Origin of the sequence: Allomuricauda sp. ANG21 (genome assembly GCF_040705235.1) — a bacterium.
Lineage (GTDB): Bacteria > Bacteroidota > Bacteroidia > Flavobacteriales > Flavobacteriaceae > Flagellimonas > Flagellimonas marina.
Map to the genome: position 1 here is coordinate 336,110 of NZ_JBFCVT010000011.1, position 21,466 is coordinate 357,575.

Genomic DNA, 21,466 nt, shown 5'->3' on the forward strand with positions numbered 1-21,466 from the left:
TGGTGGATTTTAAAAGTCCCTCTTTCATTTTAAGTATATAGGAATTTAGTAATTTACGGGCAAAGACAAGACCTTGCACACCGCCGAACAGAAACTTAAAGAACGTATTAAAGAATTAACCTGCCTTTATGAGGTAACCTCTTTGATTGTTAACAGTGATTATGAGCAAATTGAAGAAGTCCTCAAGGCCATAGCCAACTGTTTGCAAGTGGCTTGGCAGTTCGATGAGGAAACCTACGTGGAATTGGAAACACCAACAATTTCAATTCAAACCGAAGAAAGGGGTGAGGCCTACGTTTTTTTGGAGTCTCCCATTAAGGTTTTTAATGAGCCAAAAGGTGTTATTCGTGTAGGTTATCCAACACCAAAATATACGTTAGAGGATTTCTTGGTGGAAGAACAGCAATTGTTGGATAACGTTTGCCTGGAAGTGGGTAATCTTCTGGAGCGAAAGGAAATCAAGGACAATCAAGAAAGTATCCGGCGACAGGTGGAGCAAGCGGACCGCCTTAGAATTTTAGGTGAGATAACTGCAGGCATAGCCCATGAGCTCAATACCCCCTTGGCCAATATTTTGGGTTTTGCCGAACTCTTGCGCGAAAGAGTTGAAAACGACTCTTTGGCTGTAAAGGATTTGGATAAAATCATAACCAATACCATTTTTTCCCGGGAAGTGGTAAAAAAACTCATGTTCTTTGCTTGCGAAATGCCCGAGGAGCGCAGCACTATTAATATTGTCCCAGTCATTGAAGATGCCATTGACTTGCTTCGGGCTACCTTGGCCAAGAATGAGATCTCTTGCCAATTGGACATTAGTTCAGAAAATATTCAACTAAGGACTGATAAAATTCAACTTACCCAAGTCTTGTTCAACCTTATTGTAAACGCAATTTACTTTTCGCCACCACAAAGTAAAATTAAAGTGAAGGTTACAGATAAAAAGGATAAGGTGGTCATGGTGATTTCTGATGAAGGTTCTGGAATACCCAAGGATAAAGAAAACAGCGTGTTCGAACCTTTCTTTACCACCAAGCCCGTGGGTGAGGGCAGTGGCCTTGGTCTTAGCGTTGTGCATGGTATCATCCAAAGTCACAAGGGTCGCATATCACATGCCCCAAATAAGCCAACAGGGACCATTTTTACTATTGAATTACCCAAAATCAAATAGATCACATGCTCAGAAAGGAAAATATTTTGTTGGTGGATGACGATATTCAGATTTTGGAACTGCTCCAAAGGCACCTCGGTGGCATGCACTACCATACATACAGCGCTGTATCGGTCAAGGAAGCCCTTTACATTTTGAAGGACACAGAAATAGACCTCTTGATTACAGATATTAATATGCCTGAGATTAATGGCATACAATTGATCAAGTACACGGCGGAACATTTTCCGGATATGCCCAAATTGGTGGTGACGGGTTTCCCTTCCATCGATGACGCCATGAGCGTTATTAAATCAGGTGTAACGGAATACCTTACCAAACCTTTCACCAAAGCAGAGCTGGAAGATGCCGTTGAAAAGGCCCTAAAGACCATTATCCTAAAAAGAAAGGATGTAAAACCAGAACCACAACTCCCAAAGGCATACGGGGAAATGATAGGTGCCTCGGAAGCTTTTGAAAATATTACGCAAATCATTGAACGGGTAAAGGACAACCATGCCACGGTGCTCATTCGGGGTGAGAGTGGAACGGGAAAGGAGCTTGTGGCTCGCGCTATTCATTATTCGGGCAGATTTTCACGAGCTCCGTTCATAGCAGTCAATTGTGGAGCCATTCCAGAGAATTTATTGGAAGCAGAGCTTTTCGGGTATACAAAGGGAGCCTTTACTGGAGCCAATGAAACCCGAAGTGGTTTTTTTCAGGCCGCAAACAATGGAACCATCTTTTTGGATGAAATTGGAAATGCGCCGCTAACCGTTCAGACTAAACTGTTGAGGGTTCTTCAAGAAAAGGAGGTGATTAAGGTGGGTTCCCAAAAACCTGAAAAACTGAACGTCAGAATCATTGCCGCCACCAACAGCAATTTGGAAGAAATGATTGAGGGTAAGCATTTCAGGGAAGATTTGTATTACCGTTTAACCGTGGTTTCCATAAAGGTACCACCGTTGCGCGATCGCATTTCTGATATTCCACTTTTGGTCAACAAGTTTCTTCAAAAATACGGTGTGGAATATCGGGATAGACTGGTGAACATTACCCCAGAGGCTGTTCAAGTACTGCAGCGCTATTCATGGCCGGGAAATATTCGTGAACTCGAGAATATTATCCAACGAGCTGTTATTATGTGCGATGGGCAAGTGACCGTAAATCATCTGCCTGAGCAGGTTAAGTTTAAAATTGACTTCCCAGAGGAATCTTTAAAACCACTAAGACAGGTTGAAAAGGAATACATCCAAAAAGTGCTGGCCTCCACTGGAAACAACAAATCCAAAGCTGCAAAAATTTTGGGCATTGACCGAAAAACACTTCGTGAGCGACTCAAATAGACTGGGGAATATTTCCTCACATGGGTAGGATCTACCCACTTAATTTTTTTGTTCTCTTCTTTTAAGTCACGTCAAGTAACTGATAAACAGTTTTTTATACCTAAACTCTATTTCAGGTATTATTTAGGCACGGGCTTTGTCTTAATAAGGCAAACAGAATAGCCATGCTGATTTTTATACCGGCCGTTAGTGTTAGAACATACAAATCCAAGTCATGAAGTTTGGTGAAGTAACTATGGAAAAGACGGATTATTTGGCCCTGAAAAAGATACTGAACTTTCACAAGCATTATCATGACTATCTCCAAAAAGATGCTCTGGATATGCTTAAAGAACGTTTGGAACATGCCAAAATTTGTGATGGCTCAGAACTCCCTGAAGGTATTATTCGACTATACTCAAAGGTAACCGTGGCCAAGAAATCCGGTAAAAAGCAAACCTTTCAGTTGGTGCTTGAACCTGAAAGCGTTAATGACCCTTCTAAAGTTTCGGTGCGAAGCATTTTGGGAGCAGCTTTGATAGGGAGTGCAGTTGGAGATGAAATACGGATTCCAAATACAGATTCAAGGATTATTGAACATGTAGAGTGGATGGGACAGAAGGATAATATTGGTCATTCAATAAAAAGTATATAAAGTAAAAATTTTTGTATAACCCTTAAATAGTCAAATATGAATAAGTACATTTTAGTAGTAGCGTTTATGTTCGGTGCCTTCAGCCTTAACGCGCAGGAAGTTTCTGTTGGTGATGTTTTTGAAATAGGGAGACCAGATGCCCCTCAATATGAGCATATCGATTTTCCCCGACCCAACTTCATTATAAAAAGGGGAGGTATTGCAAACTACAAGAGAGTGGAAGGAAACAAAGTGGTTGTCACTTCCGTCAAGGAACAGAAAGATGGCACCCTAAAAGTTAAGATTAAACGAGCTGATGGCAACCGTTTCTTTGGAAGCCACTGGCAAGTTGCAGCGAACTTTAAAGAGGCCATGGAATCTGGTGAGCTGATAAAAGCTTAAGTAGTGGTTAATTGATTGGTTGTGTTTTGCTCAGCTTCAACGTTCCAGAATTGCTGGATAAATGGTCTTGAGGCTGGGCTCACTTCCAATTAAGTCACTATCCGAAGGAAATAATGGTTCCGTTGTGCTAAAAACAATCTTCATATCCAAAGAGCCCAAAAGGAAGAAACGTCTGCGATTGCTTCTGATTTTGGCCATCTCATTTGTGCTTATAATGGTGGCCAACCTTATGGATTACGGATATATTTTACGGACCCAAGACACAGTGAATTCTGTCTATGAAGATCGGGTGGTTGCCCAAGATTACATTTATCATTTAAGTGGATTGTTTCATAAAAAGGAACTCTCCATAGGAGACGATGAGCTTATTTTAGGGGCCACAAATGACTCTATTGTGGCATTGATGTCGCGCTTTGAAAAAACCAAACTTACCCAGAGTGAATCGGATTTTTTTATCGATTTAAAGAAAAACTTTATGGAGCTTATCTCACTTGAGGATAAATTGGCGGGACAAAAAGAACCGCGGATGTCGACCTTAAGTGATATTCAAATAGAGTTGTTGGAAATAAGAAGAAATTTAGACAACCTGGAAGGAGTTCAATTTACCGAAGGTGGCCATATGACGCAACTTTCAAATAGGGCTTTGGGAATGAACACCCTGCTTTCACATGTGGAGTTGGTATTTTTGGTCATTATCGGATTTATTGTAATGTATATAGTTTTGCTTGGAACCCATCGCATGGGTGTAAGGTGAACTAGTTTTATTTCCCGATACAAAATGTAATGTACTACTGATTATCAATTAATTAGCTATCAATAGATACAAATAAGCAACAAAAAGTGCTGAATTATAGCTAATTAAGGACTAAAGATAGGAAAATCGAGAGGTGTAAAGATAAAAAAACCGCCCCTAAAAAAGGACGGTTTTCCAAGAAAACGTCAATCGCTATTAAGCAACTGTTACAGAACCTAAATAAGAGCTATTCGCTACTTTAGAGCCATCTTCTGAGATAAACCCTAAGAATACCTCAACATCTTCACCAGTGTATTCAGAAGGCACGGAAATACTTTCTGTTCCGGCTGACCTTACGGGTCCAGCTGTTGTAAATACACTTTCACCTCTTGTAGCGTTGTAAAGCAAAATCATTGCTTTATCAGTAGCTAAGGCACTACCACTTCCAGAGTTATCTGTCCAGGTTACATCTACTGTTGCTGCACTTGGAGAAGAAACCGCTCCATCTACTGCACCTGTAAGATTACCACGAGTTACCAATGAATTTGCGTAGTCAATCGCAAAGTTTGGATAAGCTCCTGTAATTGCGTTGTTCAAGTTGTAAGACATTGCAGCGTTAAACTGAGTCATCTTGTTAGCATACAATTTGAAACCAACACGCAAGAAGTCTGTCATTGGTTGCAGGAAGCGAAGCACGGTTGAAAACTTTGAACGTTGGTCAACTTGTCCTTCGGTTCTTGGGTTCGCTACACTGGAAGGTTTAATTCTTAGGTAATCAATGCCCTTCCAAGTTCCACCGATTACATTCCCAACCTGTCCTGAGACACCACCGAGAATACCTTGATTAATTTTTCCCATCTTTTCTAATATTTTTGGGGTTAAACAAATGTTCGGACTTGGCACGGACTTGACTCGGCTTTGCCCTTTAATATCTAAGATACTTCAATAAGTGTGCAGTAGTTCAGTCAGGGTTTCTGTTGCTTTTCTTTGCTCTTTTTTGCCTTTAAGAAATTGATTTTATGACAGATGCAGTATTTAAACTACACCTGTTTTATTCATCAACTTATAGAAAATTGCCTTTTTAGCGGTATTTATCATTTTTAATGAAAGTTTGAGTTTTTCCTCATTTACTTCCAACAATTTCAAGTGGTGAATTGACTGGTGAAATAACTGAGGATGTTTGCTTGCTATACATTCATTATCCCGAAGATGCTTTTTTATATCTCCAATCGTGATGAATGGAATTACAGAGCCTTTCAGGTAGTAATGGAAAGATTTAGACTTCCATAATCCGAAGCAAAGCCAATACATAAAATCCTTATCATTTTCATTGGTAGTGATACAGACAAAGCAATTCGGACAAGGTTCATTCAGCGGTTTTCCGCTATTCAATCCTTTATTCATTATAAAGAAATGAGGTTCAGAATAATTCTGGTTTAATCGGTGAGTTATGATGCGAAACGTTTTCATATAGTAAGCCATTAAATATTTGCTCGCTACGCTTCGCTCATTCATTTTTAAAAGAGAAAAGAAAAAAGGGAAAAAAAGAAAAGAGAAAGCTCTTGAAAAGGCGTGTTTGGGAGGGTTGTCAAGGTTTTTGGAAAAAATACTACCCAAAGGGTGGAGATTTTTTTCAAAACCCGTAGGGCTTGACCTTGATAATCCGTTTGTGCGGTGGGCTTGAGCGGACACGCCTAACTTTGCTATTCTCTTTTTTAATTTAGCCTGTGATGATTAAAAGAAAAAGCCCCCTAAAAAGGAGGCTATGAAAATTACAATGTAATATTATAGTGATTTAAGATTTAATATTTTATTCTAAAATTTAAGATAACATTGTACATTGATATAAAAATAATTATAGTGTTTGCTTGCAGATGGTTAAAGAAAATACAGTTGTATATAATTAAGAGGCACAGCAACTCAATTTCGACACATCTTTTCCGAAAGTTATCGCTGCTAATTTGATGCCTTCTCCCAAAGTCAAATAGGGATAGAAGCTTTCTGCCAGGTCTTGCACTGTTATTCCGTATTTGATTGCCATACTTAATTGCTGAATCAATTCTCCACCTTCAGGTGCAACTACTCTTGCACCTATCAGTTTATCGGTTTCGGTATTGCGAATGAGTTTAATAAATCCTCTGGTGTCGTTTGCTGCAATGGCTCTCGGCACGTCTTTAAGCTCTAATCTTGAAACTTCAAACGGAATGCCTTTGGCTTCTGCCTGTACTTCATCTACGCCTGCACCTGCAATTTGAGGGTCAGTAAATACCACCCAAGGTAATGAAGAATAATCTGCCTTGTTGTCCGTTCCTGAGAAAGCATTTTCAACGGCAATTTTACCTTCAAATGCAGCTGTGTAGACAAAGGCAGGGGTGTTAGTTACGTCACCTGCTGCGTAAATGTAGGATAGATTGGTTTCCATTTTTTCATTCACCGCAATGTGTCCACTTTGAGTGAGTTCTAATCCAATGTTTTCTAATTCCAATTGGCTTGTATTGGCTTTGGTTCCTGTGGCAATAACTACTTTTCCTTTTTCTATGATTTTGGTAAATGAGCCATCAGGACATTTGCAATGAATGATGGTTTCGTTCCCGTTCTTCTCGAATTTTACGGCTCTGAAATTGGGTAAAATTTCAATGCCTTCTTCTCGCATTTGGTGTTCCAATGCTTCACTGATGTCGGGTGTTTGTGTTCGTAGTACTCTGTCTGTAAATTCAATAATGCGGACTTTCACACCTAAACGATTGTATGCCATTGCGATTTCCAATCCGATGTAACCTGCTCCCATAATGGTCAAACTTTCAGGTTTTTCTTCCAAATCGAAAAGGGAAACATTTGTTAAATATTTAATTTCGTTCAATCCTTCAATGTTAGGAATATTGGTGGTTGCACCTGTTGCAATGATAAATTTTAGGGCTTTATGTTCTTTTCCATCAACTTCAATGGTTTTTTCATCTTTGAATGTTGCCCAACCTTTCAGCATCGTCAGGTTTTCAAAATCGCTCACCACATCCATATATTTTTTCTCTTGCAGTGTGGCTACCAATTTTTTTTTGTCTTTGATGATTTGAGTGAAATCAATGTCCACGCCTTTTGGTTTGATACCATTAAAATTGGAATGGGTAGCGTGATAGACCGTTTCACCTGCACGAATTAAATTTTTGGAGGGTACACAACCCACATTTACACAAGTGCCGCCAAAGTCCAATCCACCATTTACCATTAATGTGGTTAACCCCAAACTTTCTGCTTTGATAGCTGCCGAAAATGCTGCCGAACCACCACCAATAATGATTAAGTCAAATTGATTATTCGCACTATTCTCATTTCTGGGTAGTTCACTTTTTACCCGATAATTTTTTGTGCTGTTGATGGTGTTGATGATTTCTTCTTTGCTTGTCTTAGTAGGGTCAAAAGAACATTCGCAAGTGGCTTTCGGATAGCTCACATTGGCTTCTTTTACTCCCTCGTTTTTAGAAAGAAGTTTTTCAATGCCTATGGCACAATGGTTGCAGGTCATGCCTGTGATGTCGAGTTTTATTGTTTCTTGCATCATTAGGATTTCTTTTTTGGAGTTTCTTTAATAATCTCGGCTTTATAGCCTGTCTTTTCAATCACTTTGATGATTGCTTCAGGGTTCGTTTTTTTCGGGTCGTATTGAATGGTTGCCAAATCGCCTGGATATTCCACCTTATGTTCAATGATGCCGTCCACTTCTTTTAGCGTATTTGAAATATGGTTGGAACAACCAGCACAAGTCATTCCCGTGATTTTCAGTTTTAGGGCTTTGCTAGCTTCTTGGATTGTATTTATTGTTTGTGCTTTATGGTCAGTCGGCTTGCAACATTGAGCATTAACCTGAGTAATTCCAATCAGGAATAATGCACTCCATAGAATCAAATTCTTTTTCATTGTGTAAACATTTAATTAAGTTCTTAAATACGGATGGCAAAAAAATACTATTTCTTGCCAACCACTTTGTAACCTGTGCCGTTGATGGCTTCCTCAATTTGAGCAAGGCTTACTTTGGATTGGTCAAACTCTACTTTTGCAATCGCTTCTTCGTAGCTCGCATCCACTTTAACAATGCCCGGTAATTTGTTCACGTCATTTTCTACGTGTGAAGCACAGCCATTGCAAGTCATCCCTTTTACCTCAAAAGTTACCGTTTGAATATCCGAAGCATTTACGATTATAACTTCTTTGTTGTCCTTTGAAGGATAGAAAATGTGTGCATAGTTTGGAAAAGCAAGCATCAAGGCAGCAAAAACGGTTACTATTCCTAAAAATGTTTTGGTCTGCATAAAAGGTTTCTTTTCGTCTTCTTCGCAAGCACATTCTATTTCTTTAGCTGTTCGTGGTTTGAGTTTCTGATACCAGGCAAATCCCAAAACCAAAACGGTGATGCCGATAAGATAAGGTCTTGCAGGTTCCATCCACGAAAATGTAGATGCCACTCCTGATGCTCCTGAAATAAGAGCTAATACTGGGGTAATGCAGCAAAGCGATGCTGCTACTGCCGAAAGCACTCCCGCTCCGACTAGTCTGTTAGATTTTTTGTTCATACCGTTTCCTTTTTTGAGTTGTTTATGATGTGTTTAAAGAATGGCCTAAGTAGAGTCAGTTGCTCTTGTTTCAAAGAGTAGAAAATGGTTTGTCCTTCTCTTCTTCCTTCAATGACGTTACCGTCTTTGAGTTTCCGTAGGTGTTGTGAAACAGCGGGAATGCTCATTCCTAAAATGTCCGAAAGGTCACAGGGACAGAGTTCGTTTTCCTCTTCCAAAAGAAATAAAATTTTCAACCTTACTTCGTTTCCTGCTAATGCCAAAAGTCCACTCAGTTGTGTGAATGCCTTTTCGTTTGTTTGTAGGATTTCTCTACAATTGTCGATTTGAACCTTGTCGGCAAACACTCTTATACACGATTGATTGTTTTCCATAATCTCTCTCTTTTGGATTTAATAACGCAGTAAAGATACAAATAGTTTTCTTATTTAAGCAAATTCTTAAATATAGTTTTAGGCTTGAATGTAAAATGGTATCATAGTGTGAACGCAGGTAAAAACAGCCCTGAGCAAATCGGCTGGACAATGGCTGCAAATAGTGAGGTACGAACGGTTTGCGGACATTGGACAAGCAACGCGAGCCGCCTGCGAGTGGAGCAAGGGTGCTACCAACAGTAACCCTGATAAGGGTGGTTTGTAGCTATGTGTGAAGTGGAACGTAGCCTTTTTGTAATTTTTCTTTACACAAAAAGGCGGAGTGCAACGGAACTTACACAAGGCTTACCGCTTTAATAGCCATAGCGATAGCGGAGGCAAATCAATCAGCATTAAGCCGCAGTCTGCAGCGACCCGCAGGCGAGCAAAATTATGGGTAGTGGTTGGATTTTTTGCGACTGACTGGAGGAACGGAAGGAAGTGGCAAAAAAGACAAGGGAACTACCGTGACAACTGACAGAGGAACGCAATAAAAGTGACAAACTGCGTAGCTTTAGCGAAGCACCCGTAGGGCATTATAGCTCTTTTTTTGACCTTTAAAAATTGAAGTATTCCAAAAAATGTGCTGTAATGGTTTGGCGATTTTATTTGCTGACGACTGAAGGTGGAACACCGCTTTACCTGCGTTTGGATGTGCGTGGGGAAAAGCAAGTGCAGGACGGAATGGATTGTAGTGCAACGGAAAGGAATGAAGGACTTCTCTTGCTGTGCGTTGCAGGAAGTGGGTGATTGTAGTAAGTGAGGTACGAGCGAACGAAAAGAACCTACTGGAAGCAAATGGCTGTGCGGTAGGGAATATCCAAATGCTTCTACAAAAACCAAAGGTTATCTTTTCCAAATTCGGGTATTTCGTTACCGTCAAAATGTGGTAGCATTTCTGCAACCATTTCAGGGTATTTTATCGTAACTGGCAAATTCTGTTGTCTTACTGATTTCCAATACATTCTACTGAATTGATATACTTGGTCTATGAGTTCTCTTACTGTTTTAAAATCATCAACCAATTCTTTTTGAGTGCAGTATATTTTTAGTTTTATCGGGAATGGGTAGCCATCGTGAAAATTGAAACCGTTATTACTGTACCTTGTGTTGTTGAACAATAGAAACTTGTTGTAACCAATATTGATGTATGTACCGCTTAATGGCATTAAGTCCTTCCAGTTTAAATCGAACGCAACAATATCTGAGGTTTCTGTTTTGTTGATAGATACAATGAATACCGGAATACTTAATCCTAAACGTTTCAAACCATTTTCAATTGGTTCTAATTCTGCTCTACCCATTGTTTTGTAGAAATGAATTACCAAGCGTTTTATTTCAGGATTTAGTGCTGCATATTCTTTTACGACTCTTATGATAGAACCCGCCAGTTCTTTTGTTTGGTCTTGTTGGAAACATTCAAAACGGTTAAATCTTCCGTTATTAGAAAAACTGAATGCACTTCCTATGTATTTAATATCGAAATCAGGGTTTTTAAACGCTCCTACACCAATAACCAATTCTTTCTTTATCGTATTATCCAAACGCCAAGGAATACCGTTTAATTTGGCTAATATGGCTATGGCAATGTTGGGTAAGCTAAAGTAATATTTATCGTTGGTCATTACTTTTTCAGCATCTATTACCTGAGAGGAAATTCCCTTTTTGAGCAAAAGCTCTTTCAGTCTGTAATAAATCTTTCTCCTGGACTTATCGAGTGAGTTTTTAGAAAAGGGACTAATGTAAATGGCTATATATTGAATATCGGGTTCAAAATGCTTTTCTGTTACTTTATGGTAGATTTCAGACCAAGGATTTTCTTTATCCTCAAACATTATACTAAATCCCTTTTCAGTATGATAAGGCGTATGAATGAATTTTGATAAGCCTCCAAATCCTTTTTCTGTACCTCTAAAGAAACCATCCATTTTCTTAGCTACCTGATAATCGTCTTTATGAAAAATGAAAAAGAAATGAATATTGGAAGTATCGCTAAAATCAAATGGACCGTGATTTTTCATACCGTTCATTGGAACAATGTCGGTATTGCCTTCTCCAAACAATAACTGGTTGCTATTGCTTTTAACCCTTCCCATTTTGATTTCCTCTACTGGTATAAAGCCATTGGAATTGATAGGGATAAGCTTTTTAAATGCTTCGGTATTTAGATAGGTATTATAAAAGAAGTCAATAGCATCCTTGAACTTTTTGTATTTGTTGGATTTATCGGGTGCTTCTGTAGTTTCACCTAAAGCATCACGAGTATTGAAGTTCCATACAGGAAACACTTGGTTGTAAGCTCTTTTACCTGCATTTGGCAATTCATCAAACCTATACAGCCCATTGTCAAAGATTACCCAATTAAACGCTGTTGGTGAAACTGACTCTTGTAATACCTCTACTGATTGTTTATAAACTTTGGAAATACCCTCAAAGGTTACGAGTAACTCCAGTTGTTTGGTTACTGTCTTGAACTGTACTTTTAGCGAATAGCGGTCGAATAAATTAAACTGTCCTGTTTTATCGTACTTTTTACTTGGTAGCCAAACTTCTGTATCGCTGATAAAATTAGGTTTGACCAAAAAGCCTTGGGCTTTGAAATATTCGTGTATTAAGTAATTGTAATACCGTTTTAATATGGAAACCGATAAAGCCGAATTATTCACAAAGTAAGAACGTTCTTCTCCGTTTTCATCTTCTTTAACCTCATAGCGTGGATTTACCGCTTTGGTTACTGGATAAAAACCTTCTACTTCTTTTGTGAATGATGTGTAATAATGCTCCTGTTCCCCAAAATTCTCAATAACCTCAACAGGTACTAATCTATGATTTATCCTTGAAAGGATTTCATCTTCTACATTGGTAAAGTAGAGTGTTAGTTCTTTCTGCGGATGGTTAAAGGTTAGGATGTTGAAACAGTGATTTTGCATTAGTTTAGTTGGTTTTATCGGTTCATACCAATTGAATGTATTCTTATTCTTAATTCATTTTCTTAAACTCAATTTTTTTAACTGTCTGTTTAAGTATTTCTAATGCCAAGGGTTCTTCATTGAAGTCGTATGTGAGTTTATCACTGTATGCTTCAATCAAAAAGTCATCTTCCGGTACTTTAAAAAAAGTAGCGAGTTTCTCAATTTGTTCCCTTGTTGGAAAGCGTTCTCCGTTTTCAAATTTACTCACCATAGAGGTGTCAACATCTACTGCTGCGGCTACTTGCCTGAGCAATAGTTCTTGTTTTAACCTTAACGTTTTGAGCTTAGAAGCGAATGTTTCCATTTTGGCAAAATTAAACTTGACAGATTCTGCCAAATATAAGAAAGTAAAACGTAATAAAAAGAAAAAGAGAGGTATAAAATAACAGGTAAGGGATTTGAGGAAATAGAGGAAACTAAGGATGTTTAATCCTTAGCATCCTCAACATCCTTGTTTTCCTCAATAGAGAGGTTTGTATAGTTGTCCTGTTGCTCACGGTGAATAAGGTTGGACTTTATAAAACCAGTGATATAGCCTTCGGCTGTTTTTGCAGGAATGTTTAGTTTTTTGGCTACTTCCAAATACTTCTGACGGTTAAAGTTTCTTGGTAAAGCGTATAGGAATTTTTCTTTGCGGTTCATTCGGGTAGGTTTGGTTTCTTCTTTTGGAAGCTCACCAAATACTTTACTGGAATGTTTCACCAATACTTTAATCATAGCCAATGCGGTTTGAAAATCTCTTTCCTCACAAATGAGTTTATTAGAAGTATCTCCAGTTTCCAATATCCTTAATGCTGAAAAGAGCATACAGAAACGGAATGCAATTAGCCCTAATCTTCTAATGGTAGCCATATAGTCCATCCCTTGAAGATTGAGGTATTTTACTTGTATCTCACTAAAAAACTGATTGAATTGCTCTTGTTGGTCTGCGGTTAAGTAAAACTGAAAATCACCATTGCTTTTGAGCAACTTATATAGGTCGTAGAACTGGTTTCCTAAATTCTCAAAGTAATCATCTAATCCGTTATCTGTAGTGCTTGCAAATACGTTTTTCCAAACAGGCTTAACATTCATAAAGTAGAAAATAAAGCGGCTGAACAAGCCGTTTTCTGCACTTGGTATTAAAGCCGAAACTTGTTTTGGCGTACCTGAAAGGACGGTCGATAGACAAGGACTTTCAATGTCTACAAACTCACGGTCGGTTCTGCGGTAATAGGAAATAGTTTCGTGGTGGAATGCTTTTCTGAAACCATCACTATAATTTCCGTAATCGCTTTTAAAGGCGTGTGCTAAGGTATCTCCTTCGGTTTCAAAAATTAAGCCTTTGCCATCACTATCACCCAATAATTGGTATGCACCTGTTGAACTATTGTTTGCAGGGATAAACAGCATTTTTTCAGGTGGTTTGGCTGGTTTTTCTACACCTTCAACTTTACCTTTATTGGCGTTGTACTCCGCCATTTCCAACTCAAAATGTTGCTTATGCAATTTGGCTTCTTCTCGTAATTCCTTGTGAATAGGATTTACTAATTGACGACAATGCACCAAACGTCCTTTTCCTGCGGATGCTTGTGCCGTAATAAATAGAAATAGATTAGAGAATACTTTCTTACCGTCATAAATACCGTAGAGTTTTGGGAAACACGCACTAATAGCCGCTAATGACCCTAAGAGCAAAATATCTCTTTCTTCATCTGAGGTAGCTACATCCACCACTTGTTGTAAGTATTCGGGAAGCTCAGGATATAAGGATTTAGGGAATGTTGGCATTATTTCCTTAATCGGTTCTTCTTCCTGGTATTCTTGTACTGGTGTAGCCTTTGTTGATTTGTGATTACTACTTTTAGCGTTATACTGTTCATTGGATTGTGTTACAATAGAAACGCCTGCTTGTTTGGCAAGAAAGAAAAAGGTTTTCAATGAAACACCTTGACCTTTTGACTTTAGGCAATTATCAAATTGCTTATCACATTCTTTAGAGTTGTAACCTGAATAATATTGGCTTACTCTATGAAATAGGCTTCTTCCAGACTCTCCAAATTCATCAGCAAAAGCGAAACCGATATTTATCCAATCGTTGTAATTGGGAGCTATATCAATATGATTAGCTTCTATATTCTGAATGACTTTTTCAACTTCTGAATTATCGTCTGTAACTGGTAGGTAGTTCTGTTCTGTATGTTGCTCTTGTTGGTTTGAATTATCCATCCATTCCAACGGATTAAATGTTTTCTTTTCCATCATCTATAAATATTTTGGATTGATAAATACATTGGGGTCGTGAGGTAAAAAACAGGCTCTTGAAATGTCTTTACCCGAACCATCTACTTCCAAGCTGTAAGTGTATTGGATGTAATTGGCAACCGCCTTGAAATAATCTTGATGTTTGACTTTGGTTAATTCAATAGGAATAACCCATTTTAAACCATCACCAGAAGGTGATGTAAAAAGAAGTTCTGTTTCAAAGTATTCGTCTTTGAGAAGTTCCTCTTTTAGTGTGGAAATATTACTGATGTGGTCAAAGTCAATCGTTAGAAGTCCTGAATGCTTTTTGAGGTTTTTATCATTTCGTTTTGCAAATGCACCTGAGAAGGTGACATAATCGAAATTGAACGCCTTGTATTTTCGGGCTTCCTTTACATCTTGAATGTTGCGTAGTGTACTTGTACACGTAGCAAATTCATTGCCTTGGATGAGGTTGTAAACCTCTATCAAGGTTATCTCTTTTGTAGGTACTACATTGGTAACAGGCTTTTTGTAATAGCTGAATACTGGTGGTTTTGGTTTTATAATTTCGGGTTCAGGTTCTGTAAATATTACTTCCTCCTGATTGTAAAAACCGTTTTTCTGACCAATACGCAAATGCAATTCTTCATTTAGCTTATCCAGTAGTTCCTGACCAGAAAGCTTAAAATGTAGTGCTGCAAAATCAAATACATTGCCGTCTGCAATAGCTTCTTCGCTATCGATATGCACCGCACAATTATCTACTACCTTAACCCATAATGTAGGCTTGCCTGCATTAAATGGGTTTTTAGTGGGTTTACAGTCCCTTCCCGAAAGGGAAAGAACTGTTTCGCCCGGATAGTACTGTCTTAACACATAGGCATAAATATTTAGGCCGTAATGTGTTTTACTTAATATGTCTTCTCTATTTATGTCCATCACATTTGAAGTTTGGATTGTAATAGTTTGCCTGTAAAAGCTCCTCAATATCAGCTACCTTGTAGTAAAACTTTCCGCTTATTTTACTGTAAGGAATTGTGCCGTTGGTTCGGAATGTTTGCAAGGTGCGTGGACTAATGTGTAGCATCTGCATTACATCCTGATTATCTACCCACGCATTTTTCAGGTATTCAACCTTCGTTGCATTTAGCAATTCAATACGTGTATTTAGGTCTCTAACTTGCTGAGAGAGTGCCACCAGTAAATCGATTATTTCAGTCATAGCTTTACCCTCCCTTTTTTGATTAGATAATCAGCTGCTCGCTGTTCGATTTCATCAGTAGTGGCATTGCGGTTACGCAATAACCATTGGTCTAATTCCTCACGGTTGAAATAGAGTTTCTTACCGTTGGGTTTGTAGTGTGGAATGCTTCCCGCACTTGTGAGTTTATACAAGTGAGATTGCGATAATTCCAAGTACTGACAAGCTTCATTGAAGTTGAGTACATTCTTTAGTATTAGATTTTGGTCTAATACGTGTTTCTCGATAATTTCAAGTCTTTTTAAAATCTCTTCCATCTTATTATGGGTTTGAAAATTTGTAAAAGACTTCTGGCCAAAAGTCATATTCGATGTCCGAATACAGTGCTAAAGTAGATTGACTTTAAGGCTGTTATGGGGTGCAGAAACAGGGTGCAGTGTAGAGTGCAGAGTGCAGAGTGGGAAAACAAAAGCAAAAACCCTTATCGGATTAGAATAAGGGCTAAATAAAAACTGAAAAAGAATAGGAAGTGTAAAGTGCAGAGTAACCTATTTTAATAGGTTTACGGCATTATCGATTTTGTCACCTGTAAGATTTGGACGTTTTAATGACCTGAATTTTGAACGGTCGAACGGTTCTCCGTTTTCATCAACAAAACAAATTATAGTAACCTCCCATATTTTCTGCTTGAGATATTCTACTAATTTCAAATTAGTATGGATGCATTTTATGAAGTAATAAAGCTCACTGATATTTCCTGTCCAAGTAACAGGTGTATTGATTTCTTTACCTGAGAATACCTTTTTAAAAGTGGGTAGAGGTGTGTCAGTGCTAATGAAATTATTGAGCTTTAAGCTATCCCATAAATCACCAAGTTTATCAGGACTGGTGTTGTACTGTTTATAGGTGAAAGAATTGAACGGAATAGGTTTGTCCGTTGTTTTTGGTTTGGGCTTTCTTACTGGTTCAGGAGTAACCTCAATAACTTGTAGTTTCTTGATGTGAAGTTGTTCGGGAATAGGTTCATTTAATAATTGGGTGTAGAAGTCCTCCACAATAAATTCATCATCAACCCAATCTTTGAAAGCCTCCTGAACCTCCAAGTACAATTGCATATAAGCAAGTTTGAGTAGCTGCATTATATAGGTGTTGGCTTTATGTGTTTGGTCTAACTGATGCGAGGTGTTTTTTGGATTTATGTACGTAAGTGCATAATCCTTTTTCTTCAATAATTCTCCAAGGTCTTTCAAGCGTGTTTTTAATCGCTTATTGAGTGTATCATTAAGGTAGTAACGGATTAGGTTCTCGTTTCTATCTTCATCAATGGTTTGGTACAGAGCATCAAAATCAGATTTTACGGTATTCAGAATAAGCTTTGAATAGTATTTGGTTTTATTGTCAAATGGTCTGAAAAATTCAATTTCAAACTGTAAGGGCTGTTGAGGTGTGTATTCTTTTAAACTTCTAAATTTGGAAGCAAATTCATCATCCATACTATTTTGAGCAAGCCAAGGTCTTAACTCATAATCAAGGATTTTATCTAAGGTGTTGTTTTGCTTACTCATAAATCCAGTTTAATTCGGTTAGCGGCTTCTTTCTTTTGTTGGTCGATTACCTTAGCATAAATCTGAGTGGTTTTCAATTCTCTATGACCAAGTAATTTTGAAACTGTATAGATGTCTGTTCCTGCGGAAAGCTGTAATGTAGCGTAGGTGTGTCTCGCACAATGGAAGGTTATGGTTTTAGAAATTCCTGCTCTCATCATCCATTGCTGCAACTTTAAGTTGTGCCAAGCTGAATAACGCAATCCTTTAAATACTCTTTCGTCCTTATCCTGACGTTCACCGAGCAAGCCGAAGGCTTGTTCTGAAATAGGAAGGGTTTCCGCTCCTTTGGTTTTCTTTTGTCTGAAACGGATGTAGTACCCCATTTCATTTGAATGCTGAACTTCTGACCAAAGCAACTTATTTACATCTGACCAACGCAATCCGGTAAGACAAGAAAATATAAATGCTGTTTTCATTAGTGGAATTTCACATTCCGCTTGTACCGCAGCTTGTAATTCTTCAAGAGTTAAAAACTCTCGCTGAGGTTCTCCTTGTTTGAAGGCATCTACACCTTCAGAAGGATTGGTTGGAATGATACCATCTTTAACCGCTTGTTTTAATGCAGCTCTTAATTTGTTGAAATAGGAGTACTTTGAGTTTTGAGATAAGTTCTGGTTACTCTTTGTTTTGGCATCCTTATCAAGATATTCTTTAAAGCCCTGGACAAACTTTCTATCAACTTCCGCAAAAGTGATGTCCATAGGAATATAGGATTGTAAATGCTTTAGCATACTATCCCAATTTCCGTAATTACCTGAGCTATCTTTTCGCTTATCGGTAAGAAGCTGAATGTAGTTGGTAAAACTGGCTTTTAATTTCTCATTGTCACGGAAGCCATAAACACCGTTTTGGATTTCGATTTGTCGCTGTGCTCTAATTGTCTCAGCTAATTGAAGCGTTTTTTTATTGACTTCCTTTTCATCCTTGGTTTTGGCATTAGGGTCTAAATAGAGTTTTAAATACTCTGTTTTACGTTTGCCTTTGTGGTAGTAGTCCAAGTATAAACTGGTCTTACCACCTTGATTGCGTTTTCTTAGTGTAACCTTCATATCTCAAAAAAAATTGCAGTTGTTTCTGTAACAGCAAACTTGTTGTTAGCAACAAAATTTGTTTCTATAACAACAAATTAGAAACGAAAGATACGTAAAAAAGAGCAAATTAGCAACAAATAAGAATAGTTAAATAACTGTAAACACCAATAAAAGAAGGGCTTAACTAATCAAAGGAAGTGTAATTACTTCCCGATACAAAAATTAGAAAATATATTCCCCAAAAGATCATCTGTGGTGACACTTCCCGTGATTTCCCCTAAATGAAACAAGGCCTGCCGGATATCAATGGCCATGAGATCACTGGCCAGCCCCATATCCATACCTTCTTTTACTTTTTGGATTTCCTCCAAAGCCTTTAAAAGCGCATCGTAATGGCGACTGTTGGTAATAATGGTCTCATCACCACTTAAAGCTCCTGAATCTACCAGAGCGAGCAGCTTCTTTTCCAATTCTGGTATTCCCGTTCTGTTTTTGGCCGAAAGAAAAAGAACTTCCGGAATTTCTTGCTGCAATTCCTCTATTTGGGATGGCTCCAACAAGTCTACTTTATTACAAATGGGAACCAACCGTTTATTTGGATAGCGATTTCTGATACGCTCCAGTTCCGAGCGGTCAAAATCCATACGGTCAAAAAGGAAAATGATCAAACGGGCTTTTTCAATTTTGTCGAAGGTTCGCTCAATCCCAATTTTTTCTACTACATCGATCGTTTCCCGGATACCTGCGGTATCGATAAACCGAAAGTTGATACCATTCAAACTGATTTGGTCTTCAACTGTATCGCGAGTGGTTCCGGCAATGTCACTTACAATGGCCCTTTCCTCGTTCAACAAAACATTGAGCAGTGTAGATTTGCCCACATTGGGCTGCCCCACAATGGCAACAGGAATACCATGTTTGATCACATTCCCTAGGGCAAAGGAGTCAATCAATTTTTTTAGGACCTCACTGATGCGGTTCAACAGTTCGTTGAATTGAGAACGATCTGCAAACTCTACATCCTCCTGGGAAAAATCGAGTTCCAACTCAATCAAGGAGGCAAAATTCAGAAGTTCTTCTCGCAATTTTTGAATTTCATTGCTAAAACCACCCCGCATTTGCTGCATGGCAATGTTATGGGATGCCTCACTGTCGCTGGCTATTAAATCGGCCACAGCTTCAGCCTGACTCAGATCCATTTTACCATTTAAAAAGGCACGTAGCGTAAATTCACCTGCAGAAGCCGTTCGGCACCTTTTTCGTAAAATCAATTGAATGATTTGCTGTTGGATGTAGGGGGAACCATGGCAAGAAATTTCAGCTACATGCTCTCCTGTGTAGGAGTGAGGCCCCTTAAAAATGGAAACGAGCACCTCGTCCAAGACTTTGTCGTCCTCAACAATATGCCCCAAATGAATGGTATGACTCTTTTGTTGAATTAATTTTTTCCCTTTAACCGATTGAAAAATGGAATCGGTAATGGAAATGGCATCAGGCCCTGAAATGCGAATGACCGCAATGGCCCCAGTTCCTGAAGGGGTAGCCAAGGCCACAATGTTATCGGTATATGACATAGGGGCAAAAGTACAAATTAGCGGAAAGCTGTAACAATTTGGCAATATTATCTACTAATAGGGTACATCATCAAAATCAATCAAAAAATGGAAGTTGTTAATCAAAATGTTATGCGAAAGGACAGCACACTGTTGTCCATCACCCACTTGACCCAGTTATTATCGTATGTTATTGGATTTGGAAGTCTTATTGTTCCTTTGATCATTTGGTTGTCATCAAAAGACAAGGTTGAAGGAATGAATGAACATGGCAAGGCCATCATCAATCTGCAATTGAGTCTTATTCTGTACATTGTTATAAGTATCCCGGCCATTCTGCTTTTGGGCTTGGGGATTTTGGGCTTAATTGCAACAGGTATATTGGGGTTTGTTTTGCCAATAGTAAACGCTGTGAAGGCTTCGAATGGTGAAGTACCCTCTTATTTTATGACAATACGATTTTTATAAAACAAAAAAGCTGGAACATATAGCTCCAGCTTTTTAAACGTATAGTTTTAGTATTTAGTTATTCAACATCACAGGCATCACCAACATGGTAACGTGTTCGCCTTCGTCCAAGCCATCAATGGGCGTTAGGATTCCAGCTCGGTTGGGTAAGCTCATTTCCAATGAAACATCATCCGAAGATAGATTGTTGAGCATTTCCAACAAGAAGCGCGAATTGAACCCTATCTGCATGTCGTCACCTTGATAAGAACAGGAAAGACGTTCTTCCGCCTTGTTACTGTAATCCACATCTTCAGCCGAGATATTCAATTCGGCCCCGGCAATCTTTAACCGGATTTGGTGTGTGGTCTTGTTCGAGAAAATGGAAACCCTACGAACCGAACTCAAAAACTGATTTCTGGAGATGGTCAGTTTGTTGGGGTTTTCCTTTGGAATTACCGCTTCGTAATTTGGGTATTTGCCATCAATCAAGCGACAAATCAATTCTGAATTGTCAAAAATGAACTTGGCATTGCTATCGTTGTACTCAATGGTCACTTCAGATTCAGAACCAGCCAAAATCCCTTTCAAAAGAGTCAATGGTTTTTTCGGCATGATAAATTCCGCAACTTGCGAAGCCGTTACATCCTGACGCTGATATTTCACCAGTTTATGGGCATCCGTAGCCACGAAAGTCAAATTCTCGGGGGAAAATTGAAAGAAAACACCACTCATCACCGGGCGAAGGTCATCGTTTCCCGCTGCAAAAATGGTCTTGTTGATGGCCGTGGCCAATATATCGCCTAAAAGAGTGGTGGAACTTGGGTTTGAAACTTCCACTGCTTTGGGAAATTCGGCCCCATCAGCATACGCCAAGGCATATTTACCATGGTTGGAGCTGATTTCAACCGTATTATTGTCCTCTACCACAAAGGTGAGGGGCTGTTCTGGAAACGTTTTTAGCGTGTCCAACAACAAACGAGCTGGTACGGCAATGGTACCTTCGGCATCGGAATCCACTTCAAGAACGGAGCTCATGGTGGTTTCAAGGTCTGATGCGGAGACCGTAAGTTGGTTCTGTTTTAAATCAAACAAAAAATTATCTAGGATGGGAAGCGTGTTACTATTGTTGATAACTCCTCCCAAAACCTGCAATTGTTTCAGTAAATATGTACTGGATACGATAAACTTCATCAAAGAAATCCTTTAG

23 protein-coding genes are annotated in these 21,466 nt (G+C 38.7%); 7 read left to right on the forward strand and 16 right to left on the reverse strand.

What is annotated here, in order from left to right:
* Nucleotides 1-73: 73 nt before the first annotated feature.
* The 5 genes from AB1A65_RS10295 to AB1A65_RS10315 all read left to right on the forward strand — a co-directional run bounded on the left by AB1A65_RS10295 (nucleotide 74) and on the right by AB1A65_RS10315 (nucleotide 4,262).
* Nucleotides 74-1,168 carry a HAMP domain-containing sensor histidine kinase gene (locus tag AB1A65_RS10295; RefSeq protein ID WP_366588612.1) on the forward strand — a complete coding sequence of 365 codons (1,095 nt, stop codon included), beginning with the start codon at nucleotides 74-76 and terminating at the stop codon, nucleotides 1,166-1,168.
* Between the two features lie 5 nt (nucleotides 1,169-1,173).
* Nucleotides 1,174-2,493, forward strand: coding sequence for a sigma-54 dependent transcriptional regulator (locus AB1A65_RS10300; RefSeq protein WP_366588614.1), 1,320 nt, complete (start codon nucleotides 1,174-1,176; stop codon nucleotides 2,491-2,493).
* Between the two features lie 214 nt (nucleotides 2,494-2,707).
* Nucleotides 2,708-3,127, forward strand: a complete 420-nt coding sequence (locus AB1A65_RS10305) for a GreA/GreB family elongation factor (protein WP_366588616.1) — start codon at nucleotides 2,708-2,710, stop codon at nucleotides 3,125-3,127.
* 36 nt (nucleotides 3,128-3,163) lie between these two features.
* Nucleotides 3,164-3,508: a hypothetical protein gene (locus AB1A65_RS10310; protein ID WP_366588618.1), complete on the forward strand. Its 345-nt coding sequence runs from the start codon at nucleotides 3,164-3,166 to the stop codon at nucleotides 3,506-3,508.
* 61 nt (nucleotides 3,509-3,569) lie between these two features.
* Nucleotides 3,570-4,262 (forward strand): hypothetical protein, encoded by a 693-nt coding sequence (locus AB1A65_RS10315; RefSeq protein WP_366588621.1) that lies wholly within the window; start codon nucleotides 3,570-3,572, stop codon nucleotides 4,260-4,262.
* 195 nt (nucleotides 4,263-4,457) lie between these two features.
* Here AB1A65_RS10315 and AB1A65_RS10320 read toward each other — a convergent pair whose 3' ends face one another.
* The 6 genes from AB1A65_RS10320 to AB1A65_RS10345 form a co-directional block, all read right to left on the reverse strand.
* On the reverse strand, nucleotides 4,458-5,099 hold the full coding sequence (locus AB1A65_RS10320) for a DUF6266 family protein (RefSeq protein ID WP_366588623.1): 642 nt from the start codon (nucleotides 5,097-5,099) through the stop codon (nucleotides 4,458-4,460).
* Nucleotides 5,100-5,276: 177 nt separating this feature from the next.
* A complete protein-coding gene (locus tag AB1A65_RS10325; RefSeq protein WP_366588625.1) occupies nucleotides 5,277-5,933 on the reverse strand; it encodes a hypothetical protein in 657 nt (218 codons plus the stop codon).
* Nucleotides 5,934-6,144: 211 nt separating this feature from the next.
* On the reverse strand, nucleotides 6,145-7,797 hold the full coding sequence (gene merA, locus AB1A65_RS10330; protein ID WP_366588627.1) for a mercury(II) reductase: 1,653 nt from the start codon (nucleotides 7,795-7,797) through the stop codon (nucleotides 6,145-6,147).
* The gene (locus AB1A65_RS10335; RefSeq protein WP_366588629.1) at nucleotides 7,797-8,153 is read right to left on the reverse strand and encodes a heavy-metal-associated domain-containing protein; all 357 of its coding nucleotides are present in this window, start codon (nucleotides 8,151-8,153) and stop codon (nucleotides 7,797-7,799) included. Before AB1A65_RS10335 ends, merA begins: the two co-directional genes overlap by 1 nt.
* Nucleotides 8,154-8,200: 47 nt before the next feature.
* Complete coding sequence (merTP, locus tag AB1A65_RS10340; protein WP_366588631.1) at nucleotides 8,201-8,806, reverse strand: mercuric transport protein MerTP; 606 nt, start codon at nucleotides 8,804-8,806, stop codon at nucleotides 8,201-8,203.
* On the reverse strand, nucleotides 8,803-9,180 hold the full coding sequence (locus tag AB1A65_RS10345) for a metalloregulator ArsR/SmtB family transcription factor (protein WP_320230523.1): 378 nt from the start codon (nucleotides 9,178-9,180) through the stop codon (nucleotides 8,803-8,805). Before AB1A65_RS10345 ends, merTP begins: the two co-directional genes overlap by 4 nt.
* A gap of 630 nt (nucleotides 9,181-9,810) precedes the next feature.
* Here AB1A65_RS10345 and AB1A65_RS10350 point away from each other — a divergent pair.
* Complete coding sequence (locus tag AB1A65_RS10350; protein WP_366588633.1) at nucleotides 9,811-9,969, forward strand: hypothetical protein; 159 nt, start codon at nucleotides 9,811-9,813, stop codon at nucleotides 9,967-9,969.
* A gap of 80 nt (nucleotides 9,970-10,049) precedes the next feature.
* On the opposite strand, the gene AB1A65_RS10355 is transcribed toward AB1A65_RS10350, so the two are convergent.
* The 9 genes from AB1A65_RS10355 to mnmE all read right to left on the reverse strand — a co-directional run bounded on the left by AB1A65_RS10355 (nucleotide 10,050) and on the right by mnmE (nucleotide 19,830).
* Complete coding sequence (locus AB1A65_RS10355) at nucleotides 10,050-12,149, reverse strand: Piwi domain-containing protein (protein WP_366588635.1); 2,100 nt, start codon at nucleotides 12,147-12,149, stop codon at nucleotides 10,050-10,052.
* A gap of 49 nt (nucleotides 12,150-12,198) precedes the next feature.
* Nucleotides 12,199-12,495, reverse strand: a complete 297-nt coding sequence (locus AB1A65_RS10360) for a helix-turn-helix transcriptional regulator (RefSeq protein ID WP_366588637.1) — start codon at nucleotides 12,493-12,495, stop codon at nucleotides 12,199-12,201.
* Nucleotides 12,496-12,617: 122 nt separating this feature from the next.
* Nucleotides 12,618-14,435, reverse strand: a complete 1,818-nt coding sequence (locus AB1A65_RS10365; protein WP_366588639.1) for a DUF3987 domain-containing protein — start codon at nucleotides 14,433-14,435, stop codon at nucleotides 12,618-12,620.
* Nucleotides 14,436-15,356: a BT4734/BF3469 family protein gene (locus AB1A65_RS10370; RefSeq protein ID WP_366588641.1), complete on the reverse strand. Its 921-nt coding sequence runs from the start codon at nucleotides 15,354-15,356 to the stop codon at nucleotides 14,436-14,438.
* A complete protein-coding gene (locus AB1A65_RS10375; RefSeq protein ID WP_366588643.1) occupies nucleotides 15,343-15,639 on the reverse strand; it encodes a helix-turn-helix domain-containing protein in 297 nt (98 codons plus the stop codon). Before AB1A65_RS10375 ends, AB1A65_RS10370 begins: the two co-directional genes overlap by 14 nt.
* On the reverse strand, nucleotides 15,636-15,935 hold the full coding sequence (locus AB1A65_RS10380; RefSeq protein ID WP_148454166.1) for a helix-turn-helix domain-containing protein: 300 nt from the start codon (nucleotides 15,933-15,935) through the stop codon (nucleotides 15,636-15,638). Before AB1A65_RS10380 ends, AB1A65_RS10375 begins: the two co-directional genes overlap by 4 nt.
* Nucleotides 15,936-16,166: 231 nt before the next feature.
* Nucleotides 16,167-17,183 (reverse strand): DUF6617 family protein, encoded by a 1,017-nt coding sequence (locus AB1A65_RS10385; RefSeq protein WP_366588646.1) that lies wholly within the window; start codon nucleotides 17,181-17,183, stop codon nucleotides 16,167-16,169.
* Complete coding sequence (locus AB1A65_RS10390; protein WP_366588648.1) at nucleotides 17,180-18,274, reverse strand: site-specific integrase; 1,095 nt, start codon at nucleotides 18,272-18,274, stop codon at nucleotides 17,180-17,182. The genes AB1A65_RS10385 and AB1A65_RS10390 overlap by 4 nt, the downstream gene beginning before the upstream one ends.
* 185 nt (nucleotides 18,275-18,459) lie before the next feature.
* Entirely contained in the window at nucleotides 18,460-19,830 is a 1,371-nt protein-coding gene (gene mnmE, locus AB1A65_RS10395; protein ID WP_366588651.1) for a tRNA uridine-5-carboxymethylaminomethyl(34) synthesis GTPase MnmE, read from the reverse strand.
* Nucleotides 19,831-19,917: 87 nt separating this feature from the next.
* Here mnmE and AB1A65_RS10400 point away from each other — a divergent pair, with 87 nt between their 5' ends.
* Nucleotides 19,918-20,277: a DUF4870 domain-containing protein gene (locus tag AB1A65_RS10400; protein ID WP_366588653.1), complete on the forward strand. Its 360-nt coding sequence runs from the start codon at nucleotides 19,918-19,920 to the stop codon at nucleotides 20,275-20,277.
* Between the two features lie 54 nt (nucleotides 20,278-20,331).
* On the opposite strand, the gene dnaN is transcribed toward AB1A65_RS10400, so the two are convergent.
* Nucleotides 20,332-21,450: a DNA polymerase III subunit beta gene (dnaN, locus tag AB1A65_RS10405; protein ID WP_366588656.1), complete on the reverse strand. Its 1,119-nt coding sequence runs from the start codon at nucleotides 21,448-21,450 to the stop codon at nucleotides 20,332-20,334.
* Nucleotides 21,451-21,466: the final 16 nt, after the last annotated feature.